The following is a 21,547-nucleotide window of genomic DNA, read 5'->3' as shown; positions in this document are numbered from 1 at the left end:
GCGAAAGCGGTCTGTCAGTCGACATCATCATTGACTGACACTCCGTCTTCGCGAGCAAGCCCGCTCCCACAGGTACTTCATGCAGTTTTAAGGATTAGAGCAACTCAAAGCTCTGCTGCGTCACGTCCTGGGAGTCCAGGCCGATCTGCACGTTGAACTTGCCCGGTTCCGCCGCGTACTTGAGCTGGGAGTTGTAGAACTTCAGGTCGTCCTCGGTGATGGTGAAGTGCACGACTTTCTGCTCGCCAGCCTTGAGCATGACTTTCTGGAAGTTCTTCAGTTCCTTGATCGGGCGGATCATCGAGCCGGCCACGTCCTGGATGTACAACTGCACTACGGTTTCGCCGTCGCGCTTGCCGGTGTTTTTCACCGTAACGCTGGCGTCGAGCTTGCCGGTCTTGTTCAGCGTGGTCGACGACAGGGCCATGTCGCTCAAGCTGAACTCGGTGTAGCTCAGGCCATAGCCGAACGGGTACAGGGGACCTGTGGTGTCATCGAAATACTGCGAGGTGTAGTTGCCTGGTTTGCCCGGGGTGAACGGCCGGCCAATGGTCAGGTGGTTGTAGTAGGTCGGAATCTGGCCGACCGAACGCGGAATACTGATCGGCAGTTTGCCCGACGGGTTGTAGTCGCCGAACAGCACGTCGGCGATGGCATTGCCGCCCTCGGTGCCGGTGAACCAGGTTTCCAGGATCGCGTCAGCCTGTTCTTTCTCTTCGAGGATCGTCAGTGGACGGCCGTTCATCAACACCAGCACCAGCGGTTTGCCGGTGGCTTTCAGGGCACGGATCAGCTCGCGCTGGTTTTCCGGGATGTTCAGGTCGGTGCGGCTCGACGATTCGTGGGACATGCCACGGGATTCGCCGACAGCGGCAACGACGACATCCGCATCCTTGGCCGCTTTCACCGCTTCGTCGATCAGCACGTTCGCCGGGCGCGGATCATCCACCACTTCCGGGGCGTCGAAGTTGAGGAAGTTCAGGTAACCGAGGATGTTCTTGTCGCTGGTGATGTTGGCGCCACGGGCGTAGATCAGTGTCGATTTATCGCCCAGGGCGTTGGTCATGCCGTCGAACAGGGTCACCGATTGCGCCGGCTTACCGGCCGCTGCCCAGCTGCCCATCATGTCGATCGGCGCCTTGGCCAGCGGGCCGACCAGGGCGATTTTCGCGGTTTTCTTCAGCGGCAGGGTTTCGTTCCGGTTCTTCAACAGTACTTGGCCGCGGCGCGCCACATCACGGGCCTCGGCGCGGTGCAGGCGGCTGTCGGCGTAGGTGTCGACCGGGTCATCCTCGGCCTTGCCGATGCGCAGGTACGGGTCCTTGAACAGGCCCATGTCGTACTTGGCGTCGAGTACCGCACGCACGGCGTTATCGATGTCGCTCTGCTGGATTTCGCCGGACTTCAGCAGCCCAGGCAGCTCTTTGCCGTACAGGGTGTCGTTCATGCTCATGTGAATGCCGGCCTTGATCGCCAGCTTCGCCGCTTCGCGACCGTTGGAGGCGACGCCGTGATTGATCAGTTCGAAAATCGCCCCATGGTCGCTGACGGCCAGGCCCTTGAAGCCCCATTCCTTGCGCAGCAGGTCGTTCATCAGCCAGGTGTTGGCGGTGGCCGGCACGCCGTTGATCGAGTTCAGCGCGACCATCACCCCGCCAGCGCCGGCATCGATGGCGGCGCGGTACGGTGGCAGATAGTCCTGGTACATCTTGACCGGGCTCATGTCGACTATGTTGTAGTCGCGGCCACCCTCGACCGCGCCGTACAGGGCGAAGTGCTTGACGCTGGCCATGATGCTGTCGGCTGCGTTCGCGCCGGTGCCCTGGAACGCCTTGACCATCACGCCGGCAATCCGCGACACAAGGTACGTGTCTTCGCCGAAGCCTTCGGAGGTACGGCCCCAACGCGGGTCGCGGGAGATGTCGACCATCGGCGCAAAGGTGATATCGAGGCTGTCAGCCGCGGCTTCCTTCGCGGCGATGCGCCCGGACAGGCCGATGGCGTCCATGTCCCAGCTCGAGGCCAGGGCCAGCGGGATCGGGAAAATGGTGCGGTGGCCGTGGATCACGTCGTAGGCGAAGAACATCGGGATCTTCAGGCGGCTGCGCATGGCCGCGTCCTGCATCGGACGGTTTTCCGGGCGGGTGATCGAGTTGAACGTACCACCAATGTTGCCCGCCGCGATTTCCTTGCGGATCATCTCCCGGGGCATTTCCGGGCCGATGCTGATCAGGCGCAGCTGGCCGATTTTTTCATCGAGGGTCATTTGCTTCATCAAGTTGCTGATGAAGGCGTCCTTGTTTTCCAGAGGTGCGGGGGTCGTGGCGGCCAATACGTTATGACTGGCCAGGCTGACGAACAGGCCCAGCAAACACAGCTTCTTCATGAATAGTTTTCTCAAGGGCCCAAACGGCGATGCACACGCCGGCCAGCCAAAATTTAGGGAGCGACTATTGTTGTTCGGATGCAGGCTCGGAATACGACAGCCAAATGGCGGATACGTTTTCGCGCAGGGCCTCTTTTTAGCCCATTGGCCCGTTGCAATCCAGAGGCGCGGGCGATTATGCCCCAAGAGCCGGCCCAGAAGGATTTACGGTCGGTTTTTTCATGAAATGTACAAGGGAGCATCATCCTGATGAATGTAAGTCCAACCTACCGGTCGCGCCTGCAGGTCGCCACGCTGTTGATGCTGGCCACGTTGCTGACCGCCTGCGGCATCAACAACATCCCGACCCTCGACGAACAGGCCAAGGCTGCCTGGGGCCAGGTGCAGAATCAGTATCAGCGGCGCGCCGACCTGATTCCCAACCTGGTGGAAACCGTCAAGGGCTACGCCAAACATGAAGAAGAGACACTTACGGCGGTCATTGAGGCCCGGGCCAAGGCCACTTCGATCCAGGTGGATGCCTCGACCCTCGACAACCCGGAAAAACTCAAGCAGTACCAGCAGGCCCAGGATCAGCTCAGCGGCGCCTTGAGCCGGTTGATGGTGGTCTCCGAGCGTTATCCGGACCTCAAGGCCAACCAGAATTTCCTCGCCTTGCAATCGCAGCTTGAAGGCACCGAAAACCGGATCAGTGTGGCCCGGCGTGATTTCATCCTCGCAGTGCAGAAATACAACACCGAGATCCGCACCTTTCCCGGCCGTTTGTGGCACAGCGTGATGTACAGCGACCTGCCGGTGCGCGAGACCTTCGAAGCCACACCGGGTTCGGAAAAGGCCCCTGAGGTCAAATTCTGAAAAGCGGTCATCGGCGTCACCATGCAAGAGGTTGCCAATGCGCGTCCTGAAAACGGGGCTGTTGCTGTTGTTATGGGTAATGACAATCACGGCCCGGGCCGAGCTGAGCTTTCCGGCGCTGACCGGGCGGGTGGTCGATAGCGCGCAGATGATCGAGCCATCGGTGCGCGAGCAACTCACCCGACAACTTCAGGCCCATGAACAAGCTACCGGCGAGCAGCTTGTGGTCGTGACTTTGCCGGATTTACAGGGCACCGACATCGCCGATTTCGGTTACCAGCTCGGCCGCCACTGGGGCATCGGGCAGAAGGGCAAGAACAACGGCGCCTTGCTGATCATCGCCCGGGACGAGCGCCGACTGCGCATCGAAGTCGGTTATGGCCTGGAGGATCGCCTGACTGACGCCCAGAGTTCAGTGATCATCAATCAGGTCATCACCCCGGCGTTCAAGACCGGCAATTTCAGTAAAGGCATCAGTGACGGCGTGGCGGCGATGCTGGTAGTGCTGGGCGGCAACCCCTTGGACGAACCCTCCACGGCGTATGAATCCCGAGGCGATCCGGGGGACGATTTCGTCTCGCGGCATCCCGGGTTGTTGGTGTTTTTGCTGATGTTGTTCATCCTGACTGTTTTTGTGTGCCAGATGCTCGGTATCCTTCCCGCCGGCCGGGGCGGCTCTGGAGGATCGGGGGGCGGCTTTGGCGGTGGTGGATTTGGCGGCGGCGGTGGAGGTGGAGGCTTCAGCGGCGGCGGGGGCAGTTTCGGCGGGGGCGGTTCGTCCGGCGGCTGGTGATAATAAAAATGAGCAGGCAATTCACGACATGGCATTACTGACTGAACACGAGCAGCGCAAAGTGGCCGAGGCCATTGCCCGGGTCGAGCGCGACACCGATGCAGAACTGGTGACTGTGCTCGCGGCCCGCGCCGATGACTATGCGTACATCCCGTTGCTGTGGGCCAGCCTGCTGGCACTGCTGGTGCCGGGCATCGTGCATTACCTCACCGGTTGGCTGACCATGCACAGCCTGCTGATGGTGCAATGGGCCATCTTCATCGTGCTGTGCCTGGTGTTCCGCCTGCCGAAAGTCACCACCCATCTGATCCCGCGTTCAGTGCGCCACTGGCGCGCTTCGAACCTGGCACGCCGGCAGTTCCTGGAGCAGAACCTGCACCACACCGAGGGCAGCACCGGCGTGCTGATTTTCGTTTCCGAGGCCGAGCGTTATGTGGAGATCCTGGTGGATGAAGGGATTTCCAGTCGCCTGGACAACAAGAACTGGGACGCGATCGTCGCCACGTTTACTCAGCAGGTGAAGCAGGGGCAGACGCTGCAGGGGTTCGTCCAATGTATTGAAGCCTGCGGCGAGCTGCTCAAGGTGCATGTGCCTGTGACCCACGTGCGCAATGAATTGCCGAACCGGTTGGTGGTGCTCGGCTAAGACTTTTCCTGGCGTTGTGTAGCGCGCGCCGCTACAACTCCCGTTGATTGTCCGGGTTCGTCCTGGTCGTCAGTATTTCTCTCTAACAGTGGACGCCTAGCGACGGGTGTTCTCGCTTAGAGGGATTTTTATGTCAACCCGACAATCGATTGACTCTGTGGCAGGGGTAGCTCCTGGCGGAGAGGGAAGTACGCCGACGGCAAGGCTGACGGCGAAAGAAACTCAAATCCTGATGTGGTGTTTCAAGGGCAAAACCTCCTGGGAAATCGCCAGGATCGAGAATTGCTCGGAATCGACCGTGAATTTTCACTTCACCAATATTCGCCGAAAGTTCGACGTCAGCTCGCGCAATTCCGCACTACTCAAGGCGATCGAGTCGGGGGCTATCATCGTGGACTCGGTGGTTGCGCGAGGTGCGCATGAGCCTGACTGATTCGACCTACAACGGCATCAGTGGGCTCATGTTGGGAATGGGAATTGCCACACTGCCGGTTGTTGATGGCGAGGCACTGTTCGGTGCAATGCTCGGAGCGTGGCTGGTCACTACCACTCGCACCAACTTCAAGGCCTGGCAGCGCATCGGTTCCTGGTTGCTGTCTGCAGGTGTCGGTTACCTCTTTACGCCTGTCGCACATCCGCTGGCGCCTTTTCTGACAGCTGGCGTAACAGCCTTTCTGTGTGCACTGATCGTTATTCCCATCAGCATCAAGCTCATGCAATGGGTCGATAGCGCCGGTATCGGCGAAATCATTCGACACTTGAGAGGGCGTAAATGATGGTCCGTGAGCGGGTTGCCTGGGTGGCACGTCTTGAAGCAATGAAGCTTCAGATTACCTGGGTCATCAAGTTTCATTCGAAGGTTTGAGTGTTGCCAGGATAGAGGCCATTTCGCAAAGCCTGAGTTCCATATCACGCAGTCGTTGCTTTTCTTCCAATGCGTTTTGTATGGCACAGCGATCATCTTCGTCGAGCAACCGCCAGAGCGCGAGAATGGTGTTTTCCCGCGTTGTGCTTGGCTGATTACCCTCCGGGGAATCAGTAACGGTTTGTCTCAGGATCGGCCCTTCACCCAGCAGCAACCAGTCAAGGGAGATACCTCGTGCTTGAGCGATTTCTACGCATAATGAGTACGGCGTACTGTCGCGGCCTCTCCAGCTACTAAGGGTTTGCGGGCTGATCTGTAGCGCGGAAGATAAGGAAGCATCGGTTTTTGTACCCGTTACTTGCTTTAGTCGAGCCAGAACAGCTTGTGATTTTTTGCTACGCAATTTGAGCCTCTTCCTTTTGACATATGCTTTTTGAGTGCCTAATTTATGCGTAATGAGTACTTTTTTTCTTGTAAGTAATCAATCATCAAAGATGAGTCAGAAGAATACGATGACGAAACTTCCTAATGGTATCAGGGTGATTTCCTACGAGCATGGCTCGAACCCATTACGCGTCTGCCCGATGCACTTCCTTATGTCTGGCAGACACTGTTCGCAAGGCCGGAGCACCGCGATGAATGTCTCAAACAGTATTGCGTTTGATCAGGTTGATTGCCACCCAATGACCACCGGGAATCCAGTATGAGTACTTATAAAATGGTGTGCCCGCACTGCTTGAACAGGATGCGCATCCGTACCAGCGAGGGCCGACATATTTTCCTGCGGGTGGCGTATTTGCAATGCACGTCGGAAGCGTGCGGTTGGTCGGTACGTGCCGAATTTGAAATGACCCATGAACTTTCGCCCAGTGGCATGCCTAACCCGGCCGTACGCCTGCCTTGCGCCGGACCCGATTTGCGCCATGCCGCCCGGCCTGTTGCAGCAAGTCCTGCAACGACTGAAGTGCCGCAGGAGACGTGAGCATGAAGGTCATCGATGAAAATGCAGAGCTGAATCAGGAGCTATTGGCTATTGCCCAGGCGTTTCTGGGGCGTCATGAAAGTGACGGGGGGATCGATGATCAAGTCCTGTTTTGTCGCGCGGTGAAGCATCTGCAGAATATGGATGTACCGATGCACCTGGCGGAAAGGCTGGTCAGCCGAGCCTATGGCGTACTCAAGTCGTGCAACGACCGTCGGCGCCTGGACATCGATGCAAGTTCCGAAACGGTCGCCGTGGTGACTGATCCTGCCAATGGCCTGACCTGGGCGGTGCCAGTGGGACTGATCGTCAAACACATCATTAACTCGCCGAACAGCCGCAGGCTTCGCCTGGTGGAACCCTGAGGTTTCAACGGTTGTATTGAGGTCCTGGCCTGCATGACTGGGACCTGCTACAAAATAACCCCGTGCCCAAAGTCCTCGTCCCCCTTAAAATACCGGCATTCTCCGATTTGCATCGCCTGAGGCCGTTTTTCCATGTCCGTCACTGCCACTCCCGCCAGCCTCGCGCCGGATCATCACGCCCAGTTCATCGAGCTGCTGCAAGCCAGCCTCGAGCACAATGCGTTCATCAAACTGGTGCTGGCCAAGTACGCGGGCGATGAAACGGACCTGCAGCGGATCATCATCAAGCCGGTGACGGTCAAGACGCAGCCTTGCCTGTCCTTCGTCTACCGCTACAAGACTCGCGATATCACCAAGAACCTGCCGCTGGCCGAAGGCGTGGCGAGCATTGCCGGGCTGCTGCCGGCGTCGTTCAAAAATGCGCATTTGTTGTCGTTGACCGACGAAGCCCAGCTCGAATACAGCAAAAAGGGCAAGTCATCGCTGTTCAAGAGCAAACCTCAGCAATTGCGTGAAGTGCCGTCCGCCGAACACAACCGCGAGAAAAACCGGTTCCTGGACTTGAGCCGGCCGTTTCTCGCCGACCTTGGCGTAACCAACAAGCAGCATGAACTGATTCCGGCGATGTCGCGCAAGTGGAAGCAGATCAACAAATTCATCGAAGTGTTCAGCCATGCGCTGACCTCGTCGCCCCTGGTGCTGGACAAACCGGTGCGTGTGGCGGACTTCGGATCGGGCAAGGGCTACCTGACCTTCGCCATCCACGATTACCTGCGCAACACCTTGAAGGCCGAAGGCGAGGTGACCGGTGTCGAGCTGCGTGAAGACATGGTCACCCTGTGCAACACGGCAGCCGCCAAGCTTGAGCACCCCGGCCTGGTGTTCAAGTGCGGTGACGTGCGCAGCGTGGCGCCGAGCGAGCTGGACGTGATGATCGCCCTGCATGCCTGCGACATCGCGACGGATTATGCGATCCACACCGGCATCCGCTCTGGCGCCTCGATCATCATGTGCTCGCCGTGCTGCCACAAACAGATCCGCCTGCAAATCCAGAGCCCGGCGCTGCTCAAGCCGATGCTGCAATACGGCCTGCACCTGGGCCAGCAGGCGGAAATGGTTACCGACAGTTTGCGCGCCTTGTTCCTCGAGGCCTGCGGCTACGAGACCAAGGTGTTCGAGTTCATCTCACTGGATCACACCAACAAGAACAAAATGATCCTGGCAGTCAAACGCGCCGAGCCGGTGGACCCGACCCAGTTGCTGGCGAAGATTCAGGAGCTGAAGGATTTCTATCACATCAGCGAACATTGCCTGGAAACCCTGTTGCGCGCTGACGGCTACCTCTGATTCTGTTGTAGGAGCGAGCTAGCTCGCGATGGACGTCAACGATAACGCGTGCTTCCTGAATCAACGCGTCGGTTTCAAGTCCTTCGCGAGCAAGCTCGCTCCTACAGAGCGGCTGACTGCGGTCTTGCGGCCCAGCATCACCGTCACGATCACCCCGCCAGCAAACAGCCAGGTAATCGGCTCCACATGTTCACCGAAGAACAGCGCCGAGAAGGCGATGGTGAAGAAGATCTGCAGTAACTGGATCTGACTGACCCGGGCAATGCCGCCCATGGCCAGCCCGGCGTACCAGGCGAAGAAGCCGATGAACTGCGAAAATAGCGAGACGTAGCCGAAGGCCCACCAGGTCCTGGCGGAAATCTCGCCCTGATGTTGCAGCGCCAGATACACCACCGGGCCGATCAGCAACGGCGTCGACAACACCAGCGCCCAGCAGATCACCTGCCAGCCGCCCATTTCCCTGGCCAGTCGGCCTCCCTCGGCGTAGCCCAGTCCGCCCACGGCAATGGCGCCTAGCATCAACAGGTCACCGGCCTGAATGCTGCCGGCACCGCTGATCAGCGCATAACCGAGCACCAGCGCGCTGCCCAATGCGGCGCAGGCCCAGAAGGCTTTCGAAGGTCGCTCATGAGACAGCCACGCGGCGTACAGCGCCACGCACAGCGGCTGCAAACCGTTGACCAGCGCACCGTGGGACGCCGGCAAGGTTTGCATGGCCCAGGCCGACAGCACCGGGAAACCGAGGATCACCCCGGCCATCACCAGTGTCAGGCCTTTGACCTGCTTCCAGGTCGGCCATTTTTCCCGGCGCCACAGCAACAGCAACGCTGCCGGCACCGCCGCAAACAGTGCCCGGCCCAGGCCGTTGAGCAGCGGGTGGAGCTCCTGCACGACGATCCGCGTGAAGGGCAGGGTGAGGCTGAAGATCACAACGCCGAGCAGGCCCAGGGCCATGCCGGTGTTTTCGCGCGAGGACATGATGGCAACCAGAATCGTGGGGGATGGAAGATGCCGTTATCTAGCCATAAACCCATGGCTTTAGCGCTTACAGCTGGGCACAGAAATGTCCGTACAGTTTTCGCGGCCCCTGTGGCGAGGGAGCTTGCTCCCGTTCGGCTGCGAAGCAGCCGCAAAACCTGTCAACGCGGTGTAACTCAACGACCGTCGGGGGCCGCTTCGCAGCCCAGCGGGAGCAAGCTCCCTCGCCACAAATGCGGGGCTGATCCGCATTGTTCGTAGTAGCCGGTTGTTACCCGACCCGCCGGATAAGGACTACCTTGAATACTCCTGCATGCCCACGCATTTTCCAGAGGAGTCCTCCCCATGGCTGCTAAAAAAATTCTGATGCTGGTTGGTGATTACGTCGAAGACTATGAAGTGATGGTGCCGTTCCAGGCGCTGCTGATGGTCGGCCACACGGTGCACGCCGTTTGCCCGGACAAAGCCGCCGGGCAGACCGTGCGCACGGCGATCCATGACTTTGAAGGCGACCAGACCTACAGCGAAAAACCCGGTCACCTGTTTGCCCTCAACTTCGATTTCGCCAAGGTCAACGCCACCGATTATGACGCCGTGCTGATTCCGGGCGGTCGTGCGCCGGAGTACCTGCGCCTGAACGAAAAAGTCCTGGAACTGGTGCGTGCATTCGACAAGGCCGGCAAGCCGATCGCTGCCGTGTGCCATGGCGCGCAGTTGCTGGCGGCAGCGGGTATTCTCGAAGGCCGCGAATGCAGCGCTTATCCGGCTTGCGCTCCGGAAGTGCGACTGGCGGGTGGTACGTATATCGACATTCCGGTGACGGACGGCCATGTTCAGGGCAATCTGGCCACGGCGCCGGCCTGGCCTGCGCACCCGAACTGGCTGGCCGGTTTCCTGGGTTTGCTGGGTACCAAAATCACGCTGTAACGAGGGACATTTCCATGTGCGAGCTGTACGTCAAAGCCGACCCGATACTCTACGAATCGCGCTCCCGCTCGCTGCGCATCTGCGGGGTGGTCACTACTCTGCGGCTGGAGAATCAGTTCTGGGACATCCTCAGCGAAATCGCCGAGGTCGATGGTATGACCACCAATCAGTTGATCGCCAAGCTGTATGAAGAGGTGATGGACTATCGCGGCGAGGTGGTCAATTTCGCTTCATTCTTGCGGGTGAGTTGTACGCGGTATCTGAGCCAGCGGCGGACTCAGGTGCCGGAATTGTCGGTGGTGCGGGCAGTGGTGAAGTAGTCAAAACTGTGTCGCCCCCTTCGCGGGCAAGCCCGCTCCCACAGGGATTACGCTGAACCTGTGGGAGCGGGCTTGCTCGCGAAGGGGTCCGTTCAGGCGACAGAAATCCCGGCCTGGTCTTTACTGTGAAGCGCGCAACCTCTCAATCGCCAAGGAGAAAGAGCATGTCCGGATGGTATGAAGTGAGCAAAAGCAGCAATGGCCAGTTCAGGTTTGTCCTCAAGGCGGCCAACGCCGAGACCATTCTGACCAGCGAGCTGTACACCACCCACGCCGCCGCCGGAAAAGGCATCGCCTCGGTCCAGGCCAACAGCCCGCTGGATGAGCGTTACGAGAAGAAAACCACCAAGGATGGCCATCCGTATTTCAACCTCAAGGCGGGTAATCACGAAATCATCGGCAGCAGCGAGGCCTATTCCTCCGATGCCGCCATGGAGAAAGGCATCGCCAGCGTAAAAGCCAACGGCCCGACGACGGTGATCAAGGACAAAACTTTGCCGGTGCTTTGAATTCAACACACATCCCCTGTGGGAGCGGGCTTGCTCGCGAAGAGGCCATAACATTCAACATTGATGTTGACTGAAAAACCGCCATCGCAAGCAAGCTCGCTCCTACAGTCGACCGCATTTTATCTGAAGGAACTCAGTCACCTGTGGGAACGGGCTTGCTCGCGAAAGCGTCAGATCGGCCAGTACTAAACTTCGACTGGAACCGATAACTTGGGGCCACCCAACGCATGGCTCTTCGAATCAAAAAACCGCAACTCAACTCCCGTCCCCTCAAACACTTTCCCGTAGTGCCGCTTCTGGTGCTGGATGAAGGCCTTGCTGCGCGGGTAAATCGAGATCGCCAGCACCTGCGGTTTCGCCAGGCGCAAAGCGTGGATGATGTGGCTGTCCTGCTCCCCCAGCGCATGGCCGAAGATGCACAGCGCCTGGCTGTGACCGAGTAATTGCTCGTAGCAGAACGACAGATAGTCCGAACTGCGAATGGTCTTGAGCTTGTCCGCGCTTGGCCCTTCGTTGACGAACAACGGCACGTCGTCGAGGGTCTTGATCGTGTTGTTGATGGCAAAGTTACCCAGCAACGTGCCCTCGGTCGACATCAGCTTGCGCGCCGTGCCGTCCTGGTTGCGCACCAGGTGCAGGCCGCCGTGCAAGTACAGCAAACGGGTTCTATCAGTGGCCGTGTCGCTGAGGTCGAAAGCGGGTTCGGCACCCTGGAACAGATCTGTGATCGCTTCAGGGTGGTGTTGCACCGCCCAGTAGTTGATCAGGTCGTAATTGGTGGTGAACACCGTGCGATAGCTGGCCAGTTCCTGATTGATCGTCGCCAGCGTCGCAGGCACCACCAGCCGCCACGGGATATGCAGCGCATGCACGCTGTTGATCAGCGCTTCCTTGATCGCGTAGTAGCGATTGCGCGGGGCGGCGGAGCTGACAGCCAGGGCCTTGTTGACCCGGCTGGTGGTTTTCAAGGCGCTCAGAACCTGCTCGAAACTGCGGGTCTGCATCGCATCGAACACGCTCAGCTCGGACGGGCTCAGGGGTTTTTCTTCAACGGTGCGAGCGTTTTCGAACAGCGACTCGTAGCCGAAATCGTCCCATACCGCGCGACTGGCACCGTTGCCCACCAGCAAGCCACTGAACGAAGCCGTGCTGCGCAGAGCGTTCCAGTCTTCAAGTTGGGCATCGACATCCTGGAAATCGGTCATTGCGGTCTTCGTCTCACGGCAAAAGGTCTTTGGGCGGCGACTTTATCACGACCGGCTGCCCGACCACGGCACGACTCGGGCGAAGAACGCTATGCTGCGACTTCGCCCGAGCCGACTTCGCCGAGTACCCGATGCTGCAAAAAAGCCTGATCCGCCGTCTCGACCTGATCACTCTGCAACTGTTCGTCGCCGTCCATGAGGAGGGCACGCTGACCCGTGCCGCGTCACGCGAAGCGATTGCCGTCTCGGCGGCGAGCAAGCGTTTGATGGAGCTGGAGGAGGCGCTGGGCATCAGCCTGTTTGTGCGCCAGGCCAAGGGCATGTCCCTCACGCCGGCCGGTGAAACGTTGCTGCACCACGCCCGGCAAATGTTGTTCAACGTCGAGAAAATGGGCCTTGAGCTGGGCGAGCACAGCCACGGTGTACGCGGCTATGTGCGGATGCTCGCCAACCTGTCGGCGATCATTCAGTTTTTGCCCGAGGACCTGCGGGATTTTTCCGAACGTCACCCACAGGTCAAGACCGACCTCGAAGAACGCCCCAGCGCCGGGGTGATTCAGGGCGTGCTCGACGGGGTGGCCGACCTCGGCATCTGTTCCATCGACAGTGACATCAAAGGCCTGCATAGCGTGCTGTATCGCCAGGACAAACTGGTGGTGTTGATGCCGCCGCACCATCCCTTGGCGAGCCGGTCGAGCCTGGCGTTCGCCGATACGCTGGGCAGCGATTACGTTGGGCTGCATGCCGCCAGTTCGATCAACATGCGTACCCATGCAGCGGCCCGCGAAGCCGGCAAGGTATTGCGGGTGCGCATTCATGTTCCAGGGTTCGATGCCATGTGCCGCATGGTCCAGGCCAACATGGGGATCGGCATCCTTCCGCAGCGGGCCTATGAATTGTTTGGCCGGGCGTTGGGTTTGCATGCGGTGCCATTGACGGACGAATGGTCCGATAGGGCGTTGATTCTGGTGGTGCGCGATGAGGCGTTGCTGTCGCCGGTGAGCCGGATGTTGTTTGAGCATTTGCGGGGGGCGGCCTGATAGTACTCGGCTGAATGGTCGGGCCTCTTCGCGAGCAAGCCCGCTCCCACAGGGAAATGCATTCCAAATGTGGGAGCGGGCTTGCTCGCGAAGGCGGCCCTGAGGTCACAGTAATCTCCCCGGGCGTTCGCATTTCGCGAACGCCCGTTGCCAACTGAAGGTTGGATTCCTCAGACACCGGTCCTCTAGTCTTGGCCCATATTCCAAGAACAAGAGGTACCCCGCGATGACTGCCCCCCTGAGTGCAATCAAGGTGATCGAGATCGGCACGCTGATCGCCGCGCCGTTCGCCGCGCGCATGCTTGCCGAGTTCGGCGCCGAAGTGATCAAGATCGAAGCCATGGGCCAGGGCGATCCCCTGCGCAAATGGCGCAAGCTGCACGAAGGCACCTCGCTGTGGTGGTACCTGCAATCGCGCAACAAGAAATCCCTGGCGCTGAACCTCAAATCCCCCGAAGGCATCGAACTGGTCAAGCAGCTGGCGACCAGCGCCGACGTGCTGATCGAAAATCTGCGTCCCGGCGCCCTGGAGAAACTCGGCCTCGGTTGGGACGTGTTGCACGCGCTCAATCCCAACCTGACGCTGGTGCGGATTTCCGGTTACGGCCAGACCGGCCCGTACCGCGATCGTCCGGGTTTCGGTGCCATTGGCGAGGCCATGGGCGGGATTCGCTACACCACCGGCACTCCGGGTTCGCCGCCGGCGCGGGTCGGTGTGAGCCTTGGCGATTCCCTGGCTTCGCTGCATGCGGTGATCGGTGCGCTGATGTCGTTGCTAAGGGTCAAAACCGGCCAGGGCGGCGGGCAAATCGTTGACGTGTCCCTGGCCGAAAGCGTATTCAACGTCATGGAAAGCCTGGTGCCGGAATACGACATGCTTGGCCATGTGCGTGAGCGCAGCGGTGGCGCCTTGCCGGGGATCGCGCCCTCCAACACCTATCTGACCGCCGACGGCGCCTACGTGGTGATTGCCGGTAACAGCGATCCGATCTACAAGCGTCTGATGCACACCATCGGTCGCCCCGACCTGGCCGAAGCCCCGGAGTTCGCCCACAACGACGGGCGTGCAGCCAAAAGCAACCTGCTCGACGCCGCCATCACGCACTGGACCAGCAGTTTGCCCATCGACGAGGTACTGGCCGCCCTGGAGGCTGTCGAAGTCCCGGCCGGGCGCATCTACTCGGTGGCCGACATCGTCGCCGATCCGCACTATCAGGCCCGGGACATGCTGCTCAATGCCGAGTTGCCCGGTGGCGCCACGGTGAAGATGCCGGGCATCGTGCCGAAACTCTCCGAGACACCCGGCGGCGTGAACTGGTCCGGCCCCGGGCTGGGCCAGCACACCGACGGCATCCTCGCGCAGTTAGGCCTCACCGCGATGGATATCGAGCGCCTGAAAGTCGAAGGAGTGGTGCAATGATCACCGACTATTCCGATAGCCTGATCGTCCAGGAAGTATCCCCGCGCGACGGTTTGCAAATCGAGCCGACCTGGGTTGAAACCGTCGACAAAATTGCCCTGATCGACCAACTGTCGCTGGCCGGGTTCAGCCGCATCGAAGCCGGTTCGTTCGTGTCGCCCAAGGCCATTCCTGCGCTGCGCGATGGTGAGCTGGTGTTCAAGGGCATCACCCGGCAGCCGGGGGTGATCTATGTCGCGCTGATCCCCAACCTCAAAGGCGCGCAACGAGCATTGGCGTGCGGTGCCGATGAGCTGAACCTGGTGATGTCCGCCAGCCAGACCCACAACCTGGCGAACATGCGCATGCGCTGTGAAGACTCATTGGCCGCGTTTGGCGAGATAGTGCAGTTCGTTGGCGACAGCCCTGTGCGACTCAACGCCAGCATCGCCACCACCTTCGGCTGCCCGTTCGAAGGCAAGATCGATGAGGACCGCGTCCTGCAAATCGTCGAGGCCTATCAGGAACTCGGCATCCAGGGCATTACCCTGGCCGACACCACGGGCATGGCCAATCCGCGCCAGGTTGACCGACTGGTGCGCAGGGTGCTGCAGCGGGTGTCCCCGGCGGATTTGACCCTGCATTTCCACAACACCCGTGGCCTCGGTCTGTGCAATGTGCTGGCTGCCTACGAGGCCGGTGCCCGACGTTTCGACGCCGCATTGGGTGGCCTCGGCGGCTGTCCGTTTGCACCGGGAGCGTCGGGCAACATCTGTACCGAGGATCTGGTGAACCTGTGCGATGAAGTCGGCATTCACACCGGTATCGATTTGCCGCTGCTGCTGAAACTGTCCCGGGGACTGCCGGCGCTGCTCGGCCACGAAGTGCCCGGTCAACTGGCCAAGGCCGGGCGTAATTGTGACCTGCACCCCGTACCTTCCTGACCCAACCCAAAACCCTGTGGGAGCGGGCTTGCTCGCGAAAGCGGAGTGTCAGTCGACGTCTATACCGGATGTCAGAACGCCTTCGCGAGCAAGCCCGCTCCCACAGTAAAAAGCACTTCAACCAGACAACAAAAACAATCGGACACCTACGGGAAGTCCGCCTGGAGAACCGCAATGAGCCTCAATGCACTGGAGGCGGGCGTGAACCCGTCCGTTAGCCACGACACCGAAAAAGCCCTGGTCAGCAAAGTCGCCTGGCGCCTGATGCCGCTGATCATGGTCTGCTACCTGTTCGCCTTTTTCGACCGCATCAACATCAGCTTCGCCAAGTTTCAGCTGCAGACCGACCTGAGCCTGAGCGACACCGCATACGGCCTCGGTGCGGGGTTGTTCGTGGTCGGTTATGTGCTGTTCGAAGTGCCCAGCAACATGATGCTGTACAAGGTCGGCGCCCGGCGCTGGATCGCCCGGATCATGATGTCCTGGGGCCTGGCCACGGCAGCCATGGTGTTCGTCAACAGCGAATGGCAGTTCTACGTGCTGCGCTTCGTGATCGGTGCGATGGAGGCGGGGTTCGCCCCGGGCGTGCTGTATTACCTGACCCTGTGGTTCCCGCAGCACTATCGCGGGCGCATCACCTCGATGCTGTTCCTGTCGTCGGCGTTCGCCGGCCTGGTGGGCGCGCCGTTCTCCGGCCTGGTGCTGCAACACCTCGACGGTGTGCTGCAAATGCGTGGCTGGCACTGGCTGTTCCTGCTCGGTGGCGTGCCGTGCATCGGCCTCGGTTTGCTGGTGCTGACCCTGCTCAAGGATCGCATCGAAGACGCCCATTGGCTGACGCCTTCGGAGAGGACCCTGCTGGCCAGCCGCATCGCTCAGCATGAGCCGCACAAGAGCGGTGGTTCGCTGCTCGCCGCGCTGCGGATTCCGGGCTTCCTGACGTTGGGGCTGATCTACTTCCTGATTCAGATAGCGTCCTACGGCTTGAATTTCTGGGCGCCGCAACTGATCCGCAGCGCCGGTACCGAAAGCCCGGTGATGATCGGCTTGCTGACGGCCATCCCGTACATCTGCGGCGCCATCAGCATGGTGGTCATCGGACGCCTGTCCGATGCTTCCGGCGAGCGGCGCAAGTATGTCGCCGGCCTGGTGGCGGTCGGTGCAGTCGGGTTCTTCTGTGCGGGGATCTTCGCCAGCCACACGACCTTCCTGATTGTCGCGTTGGGCCTGCTCGGGGCCGGGATCATCGCCTCCATCCCGAGCTTCTGGACCCTGCCGCCGAAACTGCTGGCCGGTGCCGGCGCGGGCGCTGCCGGCGGGATTGCGGTGATCAATACCCTGGGCCAGTTCGGCGGCATCGTCAGCCCGGTGATGGTCGGCCGGATCAAGGACCTGACCGGCAGCACCACGCCGGCGCTGTATGTCATTGGTGTCTGTGCGTTGATCGCGGTTGCGCTGTTGCTGTGGGGGTTGCCGCAGAAGTTGCGGACCCTCGACAAGGCCTGAAACCTGCATTGCCAGACAGACCGCTTTCGCGAGCAAGCCCGCTCCCACAAGGACCGCGTACCTCCTGTGGGAGCGGGCTTGCTCGCGAAGGCTGACTGGAAAACACCATCGTACTGTCGGTTGCCCCTTCAACCCGCCGTCGCCAACCCCTTGGCCGGTGCATCAAAAAATTGAATCAACACCACCCCGGCCATCAACAGCGCCACCCCAAACACCTTGGGCAAAGTGACCTGCCGCTCCATCAATCCAAACCAGCCGAAGTGATCCAGCAACAACGACGCCACCACTTGCCCCGCCAGCGCCAATGCCATGAACCCCGCGGCACCGAGCTTGGGCAGCAGCACCAAAGCCAAAGAAATAAAGCACACCCCAAAAGCGCCACCGGCCCACATCCAAAGCGGCGCCTTGCCGATGAATGCCAGTGAAGGCAACGGCAATCGCAGCGCAACGATGATCGGCAACAACACCACAACGCTCACCAGCAAAGATGCGAGCGTTGCCCACAACGGATGTCCCAACCCGCGCCCGAGGTTGACGTTGATCGCGCTCTGAAACGGCACCACCGCCCCGGCAATCATCGCCAGCACTATCAGGCCGGCCCAATGCAACGTACTCATGATCGATCTCCAACAGGTTTTGCTGGACTCTAGGGTATTCGTCACGCAGATTTAAATTCTGTTTTGTTATCCAGAATATGCACCAGATGAATGATCTACGCCGCATCGACCTCAATTTGCTGGTGATCCTCGACGCCTTGCTCAGCGAGCCGCCCCGTTCGTCTGTCGTAACAAATGGTCTTGCGGTAGTGCTGAATCTTTCCATCTGCCGTGTACAGATTCAGAAGTTTTTCGTTGCCAATCTCATAGGTGAAACCTGGGTTGCACCTGAAAACCTCAAAGGTCTTTAACCCCATGCTCACCGGCCTCAACCACCTGACCCTCGCCGTCACCGACCTAAACCGCAGCGTGGCGTTCTACCAGAACCTCCTGCAACTGCGCCTCGAAGCCACTTGGGATACCGGCGCCTACCTGTCACTGCCGGGTTTGTGGTTGTGCCTCTCTCTCGACCCGCTACGTCATCCGGAGCCCGCCGCCGACTACACCCATTACGCTTTCAGCCTCGATGCAGCGGATTTTTCGCGTTTCGTCGAGCGCCTGCGATCCACCCAGGTGCAGGAGTGGCGCGACAACCGCAGCGAGGGCGCATCGTTCTACTTCCTCGACCCGGATGGCCACAAGCTGGAAGCCCATGTTGGTGATCTGGCGTCGCGCCTTACGGCCTGCCGGCAGCGACCGTATGCGGGGATGAAGTTCTTCGATGATCTGTAAGTCGATGTTGCGGGACCTGATATAGACTGGCGTGCATTCACTGAACGGTTCAAAAGGATTTTCAATGACCCCGTCCCTGCTAATGGCCGTGCTTGCCTCGGGTTTTATCTACGGCATCACTCCGGGGCCGGGGGTGCTGGCGGTGTTTGGCATTGGCGCAGCCCATGGGCGACGGGCCGGGGCGGGATTTCTTTGCGGGCATTTGCTCGGCGATGTGATCTGGTGCAGCACGGCGCTGATCGCGATTGTCGGTGCGCGGGAGATCGGCAGTACCGCGTTCGACGTGCTCGGCGTGCTCAGCGGCCTGTACCTGTTCTGGCTCGGCTGGCGTGCGGTGCGCGCCCGGCGCAGCAATGGTGATGCGCCACAGGGGCCGGCGCGGCAGCCGTTCTGGCACGGCATTCTGTTTGGCCTGACCAATCCCAAGGCCTATCCGGTGGCGGTGGCGACGTTCACGGCGCTGTTGTCGAGCCGCGCGGAACTGCTCAACTGGTCAATGCTGCCGGCGCTGATCGTCCTGAGCTTCGTCGGCGGGTTGCTCGCCTACGCTATTCTCATCGGCATTGTCGGTGCGCGGCGGGTGCGCAGCTTGTACCAGCGTCATGAACTGGCAATCACCCGGTTGTGCGGGGTGATGTTTATCGGTTTCGCTATCAACGCACTGGTGCATGCGTTGCCGGGGCTGATGCCGAACAAGGCTTGAAGGTGATCACAAGGATGCAAGGCTGATGGGGCAGGGATGATTGATAAGCGCTGCATTATCGGGACACCCACGCAGAACTATGGAAAACCGAAATTCCGCGCCGCTGGCGAGCTATATCGATTTGTTGCTGGACGCCGTCTGTGCGGTGGATAAACAGGGCCGCTTCGTCTTTGTCAGTGCGGCGTGCGAGCGCATTTTTGGCTACAGCGCCGATGAGATGATCGGCCAGCCGATGATCGATATGGTGCACCCGGGCGATCGCCAGCGCACCCTCGATGCCGCCCGGGAAATCATGGGCGGCGAGCCCAAGCTCAATTTCGAAAACCGCTACCTGCGCAAGGATGGCCGCGTGGTGCATATCCTCTGGTCGGCCCGTTGGTCCGAGGTCGATCAATTGCGTATCGCGGTGGCTCGTGACATCACCGAACGCAAGCAGGCCGAATCCCGGCAGGCAGCGCTGTATGCGATTTCCGAGGCGGCCCATGCGGCAGAGGATCTGCTGGCGTTGTTCAAACGCATCCACATGATCATCGGTGAATGGCTGCCGGCACTGAATTTTTCCGTGGCGCTGTACGACGAGCACTGCGCGCAGCTGAATTTCCCTTATCACGTCGATGATCACGAGCCACAGCCCGAACAACCCGGAACCATGACCGGGCGCCTGTGCACCGAAGTGATCCGCAGCGGGCAGCCGATCCTGTTGACCCCAGACCAGTGCACACCTCCTGCCGGCTTCGAAGTGCTGGTGGCCGAGCAGAACGCTCCGTGTTGGCTGGGTGTGCCGCTGAACTCGCAAAACGGCACCATCGGTGCGTTGATTGTCAAAAGCATTCCGGGCGGCGAGCGCTACACCGAGCAAGACATGGAACTGCTGCAATACGTCTGCGCCCAGGTCGCGACCGCCATCGAGCGCAAGCAATTGCATGCCCGCCTGCAACACATGGCCCAGTATGACCAACTGACCCAGCTACCCAACCGTGAGCTGCTGCGCGACCGGCTCAAGGCATCACTGCAAATGGCCCGGGTGGATGGCGGGCGCATGGCGCTGTTGTACGTCGACCTCGACCGCTTCAAGCAAGTCAACGACACCCATGGTCATGCGGTCGGCGACATGCTGCTGCAAGCGGTGGCCAACCGGCTCAAAGGCTGCGTGCGCGAAACCGACACCGTGGCACGCATCGGCGGCGATGAGTTCGTGGTGTTGCTGCACAGCATTCGCGCTGCGGACGATACCGACATCGTGGTCGAGAAAATCCGTCAGGTCCTGGCCCAGCCCCTGCGTTTGGACGGGCACAGCCTGAACATCCAGCCGAGTATCGGCGTCGCCCGATACCCCGATCACGGCACCGAAGAAAAGCAGTTGTTCAGGCATGCCGACGAGGCGATGTACTGCGCCAAACGCGAGCATCACTTGCATCGCGTTTGAATGTAACGAGTACCGTTCGTCGTGGTACCCACGCAATTTTCTAAACCTTTTGGGACGCGCAACTTCAGATTCTATGGGGGCTACAGCTCGCCGCGACTATCACCAAGAGGAAGAGAATCATGCCTAATTCAAGAAACTCGAACTCGGGAAACTTCGCCAACGATCGAACGAAGGCTTCTGAAGCCGGTCGCAAGGGTGGGAAAACCACCACCACGACCGTCGATAAAGACCCGGCGAAACCCGACATGGGCCGCAAGGGCGGTCAGAAATCCCGCTAAAGGATGCGGGTGGTTTTGTTTGAGAAGCGGGGGCGAAAGCTCCCGTTTGAATTTTGAAAAGGAGGGCGCGACCATGAACCGGATGGCCACCCGAATACGTAATGCCAGTTTTGCCACGTTACTTGGGCTATTTGCCAGCAGTGCCTTTGCCCAGTCGCTCGCCGAATTCATCGACGAGGTTTCGGCCAAAGGCATGGCGGATATCGAAGCCAGCCGGCTGGCGCACCAGAAGTCCGAATCCAGAGAGGTCAAGGATTACACCATCGTCGTCATCAACGACCGCACCACCGCGAACCAGCATCTGGCGAAAATCGCCAGGCAACTGGACTTGCCGGTAGCCCCACGTGAAGAGGTTGTCGAAAAGGCCAAGGCCCTGATGCCACAAGCCATGGATGGGGCGACCTTCGACGAGGCCTATGCAGCCAGTCAGGTGAAGACCACGCAGGAAGCCATCGATCAGCTGCAGCAGGAAGCACAGACCACCGACGTACCGCAGATCAAGGCGTTCGCCGAAGAAACTCTGCCTAAATTGCAAAATCATCTGCAAATGGCCAAAGCGTTGCAGGCTAAAAGTTGAACACAAAGATTGAACAAAAGCGGCGCAGGACTTAGGTCACGCGCCGTTTTTCTTTTCAGCAATGATCCAGCGGCCTGTAATAAAAAAACGGCTAATCACGCCTGATGCCAGTCAGTTAAACAATTTCAGCCGCGACACCCTTTGTAGCAGCTGCCGAGCCCGCGAGGC

25 protein-coding genes and 1 pseudogene are annotated in these 21,547 nt (G+C 59.9%); 21 read left to right on the top strand and 5 right to left on the bottom strand.

Going from position 1 to position 21,547, the window contains the following annotated elements:
- Window positions 1-94: 94 nt before the first annotated feature.
- The gene (gene bglX / locus PMI28_RS24080) at window positions 95-2,386 is read right to left on the bottom strand and encodes a beta-glucosidase BglX (RefSeq protein WP_007983039.1); all 2,292 of its coding nucleotides are present in this window, start codon (window positions 2,384-2,386) and stop codon (window positions 95-97) included.
- Between the two features lie 249 nt (window positions 2,387-2,635).
- On the opposite strand from bglX, the gene PMI28_RS24085 reads away from it, so the two are divergent.
- The 5 genes from PMI28_RS24085 to PMI28_RS24105 all read left to right on the top strand — a co-directional run bounded on the left by PMI28_RS24085 (window position 2,636) and on the right by PMI28_RS24105 (window position 5,456).
- Window positions 2,636-3,241 carry a LemA family protein gene (locus tag PMI28_RS24085; RefSeq protein WP_007983038.1) on the top strand — a complete coding sequence of 202 codons (606 nt, stop codon included), beginning with the start codon at window positions 2,636-2,638 and terminating at the stop codon, window positions 3,239-3,241.
- Window positions 3,242-3,278: 37 nt separating this feature from the next.
- On the top strand, window positions 3,279-4,034 hold the full coding sequence (locus tag PMI28_RS24090) for a TPM domain-containing protein (RefSeq protein ID WP_007983028.1): 756 nt from the start codon (window positions 3,279-3,281) through the stop codon (window positions 4,032-4,034).
- A gap of 28 nt (window positions 4,035-4,062) precedes the next feature.
- Window positions 4,063-4,680 (top strand): TPM domain-containing protein, encoded by a 618-nt coding sequence (locus PMI28_RS24095; protein ID WP_007983021.1) that lies wholly within the window; start codon window positions 4,063-4,065, stop codon window positions 4,678-4,680.
- A gap of 130 nt (window positions 4,681-4,810) precedes the next feature.
- A complete protein-coding gene (locus PMI28_RS24100) occupies window positions 4,811-5,113 on the top strand; it encodes a helix-turn-helix transcriptional regulator (RefSeq protein ID WP_007983013.1) in 303 nt (100 codons plus the stop codon).
- Window positions 5,100-5,456, top strand: coding sequence for a putative holin (locus tag PMI28_RS24105; protein WP_007983011.1), 357 nt, complete (start codon window positions 5,100-5,102; stop codon window positions 5,454-5,456). Before PMI28_RS24100 ends, PMI28_RS24105 begins: the two co-directional genes overlap by 14 nt.
- A gap of 66 nt (window positions 5,457-5,522) precedes the next feature.
- On the opposite strand, the gene PMI28_RS29360 is transcribed toward PMI28_RS24105, so the two are convergent.
- Complete coding sequence (locus PMI28_RS29360) at window positions 5,523-5,948, bottom strand: helix-turn-helix domain-containing protein (RefSeq protein ID WP_177318952.1); 426 nt, start codon at window positions 5,946-5,948, stop codon at window positions 5,523-5,525.
- 300 nt (window positions 5,949-6,248) lie between these two features.
- On the opposite strand from PMI28_RS29360, the gene PMI28_RS29355 reads away from it, so the two are divergent.
- The 3 genes from PMI28_RS29355 (at window position 6,249) to PMI28_RS24115 (ending at window position 8,239) form a co-directional block, all read left to right on the top strand.
- Window positions 6,249-6,527, top strand: a complete 279-nt coding sequence (locus tag PMI28_RS29355; protein WP_081501379.1) for an ogr/Delta-like zinc finger family protein — start codon at window positions 6,249-6,251, stop codon at window positions 6,525-6,527.
- Between the two features lie 2 nt (window positions 6,528-6,529).
- Window positions 6,530-6,892, top strand: a complete 363-nt coding sequence (locus PMI28_RS24110; RefSeq protein WP_007983007.1) for a hypothetical protein — start codon at window positions 6,530-6,532, stop codon at window positions 6,890-6,892.
- Between the two features lie 132 nt (window positions 6,893-7,024).
- Window positions 7,025-8,239, top strand: a complete 1,215-nt coding sequence (locus PMI28_RS24115) for a class I SAM-dependent methyltransferase (RefSeq protein WP_007983005.1) — start codon at window positions 7,025-7,027, stop codon at window positions 8,237-8,239.
- Between the two features lie 60 nt (window positions 8,240-8,299).
- Here the strand turns inward: PMI28_RS24115 and PMI28_RS24120 are convergent, their stop codons facing one another.
- Window positions 8,300-9,217, bottom strand: coding sequence for a DMT family transporter (locus PMI28_RS24120; protein WP_007983002.1), 918 nt, complete (start codon window positions 9,215-9,217; stop codon window positions 8,300-8,302).
- 345 nt (window positions 9,218-9,562) lie between these two features.
- Between PMI28_RS24120 and PMI28_RS24125 the strand changes: the two genes are divergently transcribed.
- From PMI28_RS24125 to PMI28_RS24135, 3 genes are all read left to right on the top strand, one after another.
- Window positions 9,563-10,144, top strand: coding sequence for a DJ-1/PfpI family protein (locus PMI28_RS24125; RefSeq protein WP_007982998.1), 582 nt, complete (start codon window positions 9,563-9,565; stop codon window positions 10,142-10,144).
- A gap of 14 nt (window positions 10,145-10,158) precedes the next feature.
- A complete protein-coding gene (locus PMI28_RS24130) occupies window positions 10,159-10,464 on the top strand; it encodes a ribbon-helix-helix domain-containing protein (RefSeq protein ID WP_007982997.1) in 306 nt (101 codons plus the stop codon).
- 164 nt (window positions 10,465-10,628) lie between these two features.
- Window positions 10,629-10,973 carry a YegP family protein gene (locus PMI28_RS24135; RefSeq protein WP_007982996.1) on the top strand — a complete coding sequence of 115 codons (345 nt, stop codon included), beginning with the start codon at window positions 10,629-10,631 and terminating at the stop codon, window positions 10,971-10,973.
- Window positions 10,974-11,158: 185 nt separating this feature from the next.
- Here PMI28_RS24135 and PMI28_RS24140 read toward each other — a convergent pair whose 3' ends face one another.
- Window positions 11,159-12,178 (bottom strand): DUF4917 family protein, encoded by a 1,020-nt coding sequence (locus tag PMI28_RS24140; protein ID WP_007982995.1) that lies wholly within the window; start codon window positions 12,176-12,178, stop codon window positions 11,159-11,161.
- A gap of 131 nt (window positions 12,179-12,309) precedes the next feature.
- Here PMI28_RS24140 and PMI28_RS24145 point away from each other — a divergent pair, with 131 nt between their 5' ends.
- The 4 genes from PMI28_RS24145 (at window position 12,310) to PMI28_RS24160 (ending at window position 17,067) form a co-directional block, all read left to right on the top strand.
- Window positions 12,310-13,218, top strand: a complete 909-nt coding sequence (locus PMI28_RS24145) for a LysR family transcriptional regulator (RefSeq protein ID WP_007982993.1) — start codon at window positions 12,310-12,312, stop codon at window positions 13,216-13,218.
- Between the two features lie 226 nt (window positions 13,219-13,444).
- Window positions 13,445-14,638 (top strand): CaiB/BaiF CoA transferase family protein, encoded by a 1,194-nt coding sequence (locus PMI28_RS24150; RefSeq protein WP_007982991.1) that lies wholly within the window; start codon window positions 13,445-13,447, stop codon window positions 14,636-14,638.
- A complete protein-coding gene (locus PMI28_RS24155; RefSeq protein WP_007982989.1) occupies window positions 14,635-15,561 on the top strand; it encodes a hydroxymethylglutaryl-CoA lyase in 927 nt (308 codons plus the stop codon). Before PMI28_RS24150 ends, PMI28_RS24155 begins: the two co-directional genes overlap by 4 nt.
- A 174-nt stretch (window positions 15,562-15,735) precedes the next feature.
- Window positions 15,736-17,067 carry an MFS transporter gene (locus tag PMI28_RS24160; RefSeq protein WP_007982988.1) on the top strand — a complete coding sequence of 444 codons (1,332 nt, stop codon included), beginning with the start codon at window positions 15,736-15,738 and terminating at the stop codon, window positions 17,065-17,067.
- Between the two features lie 128 nt (window positions 17,068-17,195).
- Here PMI28_RS24160 and PMI28_RS24165 read toward each other — a convergent pair whose 3' ends face one another.
- Window positions 17,196-17,684: a DMT family transporter gene (locus tag PMI28_RS24165; RefSeq protein WP_007982987.1), complete on the bottom strand. Its 489-nt coding sequence runs from the start codon at window positions 17,682-17,684 to the stop codon at window positions 17,196-17,198.
- A 77-nt stretch (window positions 17,685-17,761) separates the two neighbouring features.
- On the opposite strand from PMI28_RS24165, the pseudogene PMI28_RS31545 reads away from it, so the two are divergent.
- From PMI28_RS31545 to PMI28_RS24185, 6 genes and pseudogenes are all read left to right on the top strand, one after another.
- Window positions 17,762-17,833: pseudogene (locus PMI28_RS31545) on the top strand (hypothetical protein); the annotation flags it as partial.
- A gap of 145 nt (window positions 17,834-17,978) precedes the next feature.
- Window positions 17,979-18,395, top strand: coding sequence for a fosfomycin resistance glutathione transferase (gene fos, locus PMI28_RS24170; RefSeq protein WP_007982985.1), 417 nt, complete (start codon window positions 17,979-17,981; stop codon window positions 18,393-18,395).
- 64 nt (window positions 18,396-18,459) lie between these two features.
- Window positions 18,460-19,098: a LysE family translocator gene (locus PMI28_RS24175; RefSeq protein WP_007982978.1), complete on the top strand. Its 639-nt coding sequence runs from the start codon at window positions 18,460-18,462 to the stop codon at window positions 19,096-19,098.
- Window positions 19,099-19,177: 79 nt separating this feature from the next.
- Window positions 19,178-20,524 (top strand): sensor domain-containing protein, encoded by a 1,347-nt coding sequence (locus PMI28_RS24180; protein ID WP_007982977.1) that lies wholly within the window; start codon window positions 19,178-19,180, stop codon window positions 20,522-20,524.
- A 119-nt stretch (window positions 20,525-20,643) separates the two neighbouring features.
- Window positions 20,644-20,802 carry a KGG domain-containing protein gene (locus PMI28_RS29345; protein WP_007982976.1) on the top strand — a complete coding sequence of 53 codons (159 nt, stop codon included), beginning with the start codon at window positions 20,644-20,646 and terminating at the stop codon, window positions 20,800-20,802.
- A gap of 73 nt (window positions 20,803-20,875) precedes the next feature.
- Window positions 20,876-21,379 carry a DUF4142 domain-containing protein gene (locus PMI28_RS24185; protein WP_007982975.1) on the top strand — a complete coding sequence of 168 codons (504 nt, stop codon included), beginning with the start codon at window positions 20,876-20,878 and terminating at the stop codon, window positions 21,377-21,379.
- The last annotated feature ends 168 nt before the right edge of the window (window positions 21,380-21,547 follow it).

This window comes from Pseudomonas sp. GM48, assembly GCF_000282335.1.
Lineage (GTDB): Bacteria > Pseudomonadota > Gammaproteobacteria > Pseudomonadales > Pseudomonadaceae > Aquipseudomonas.
Note: the sequence above shows the minus strand (reverse complement) of the source record. Positions and strands in the feature narration are given on the sequence as shown.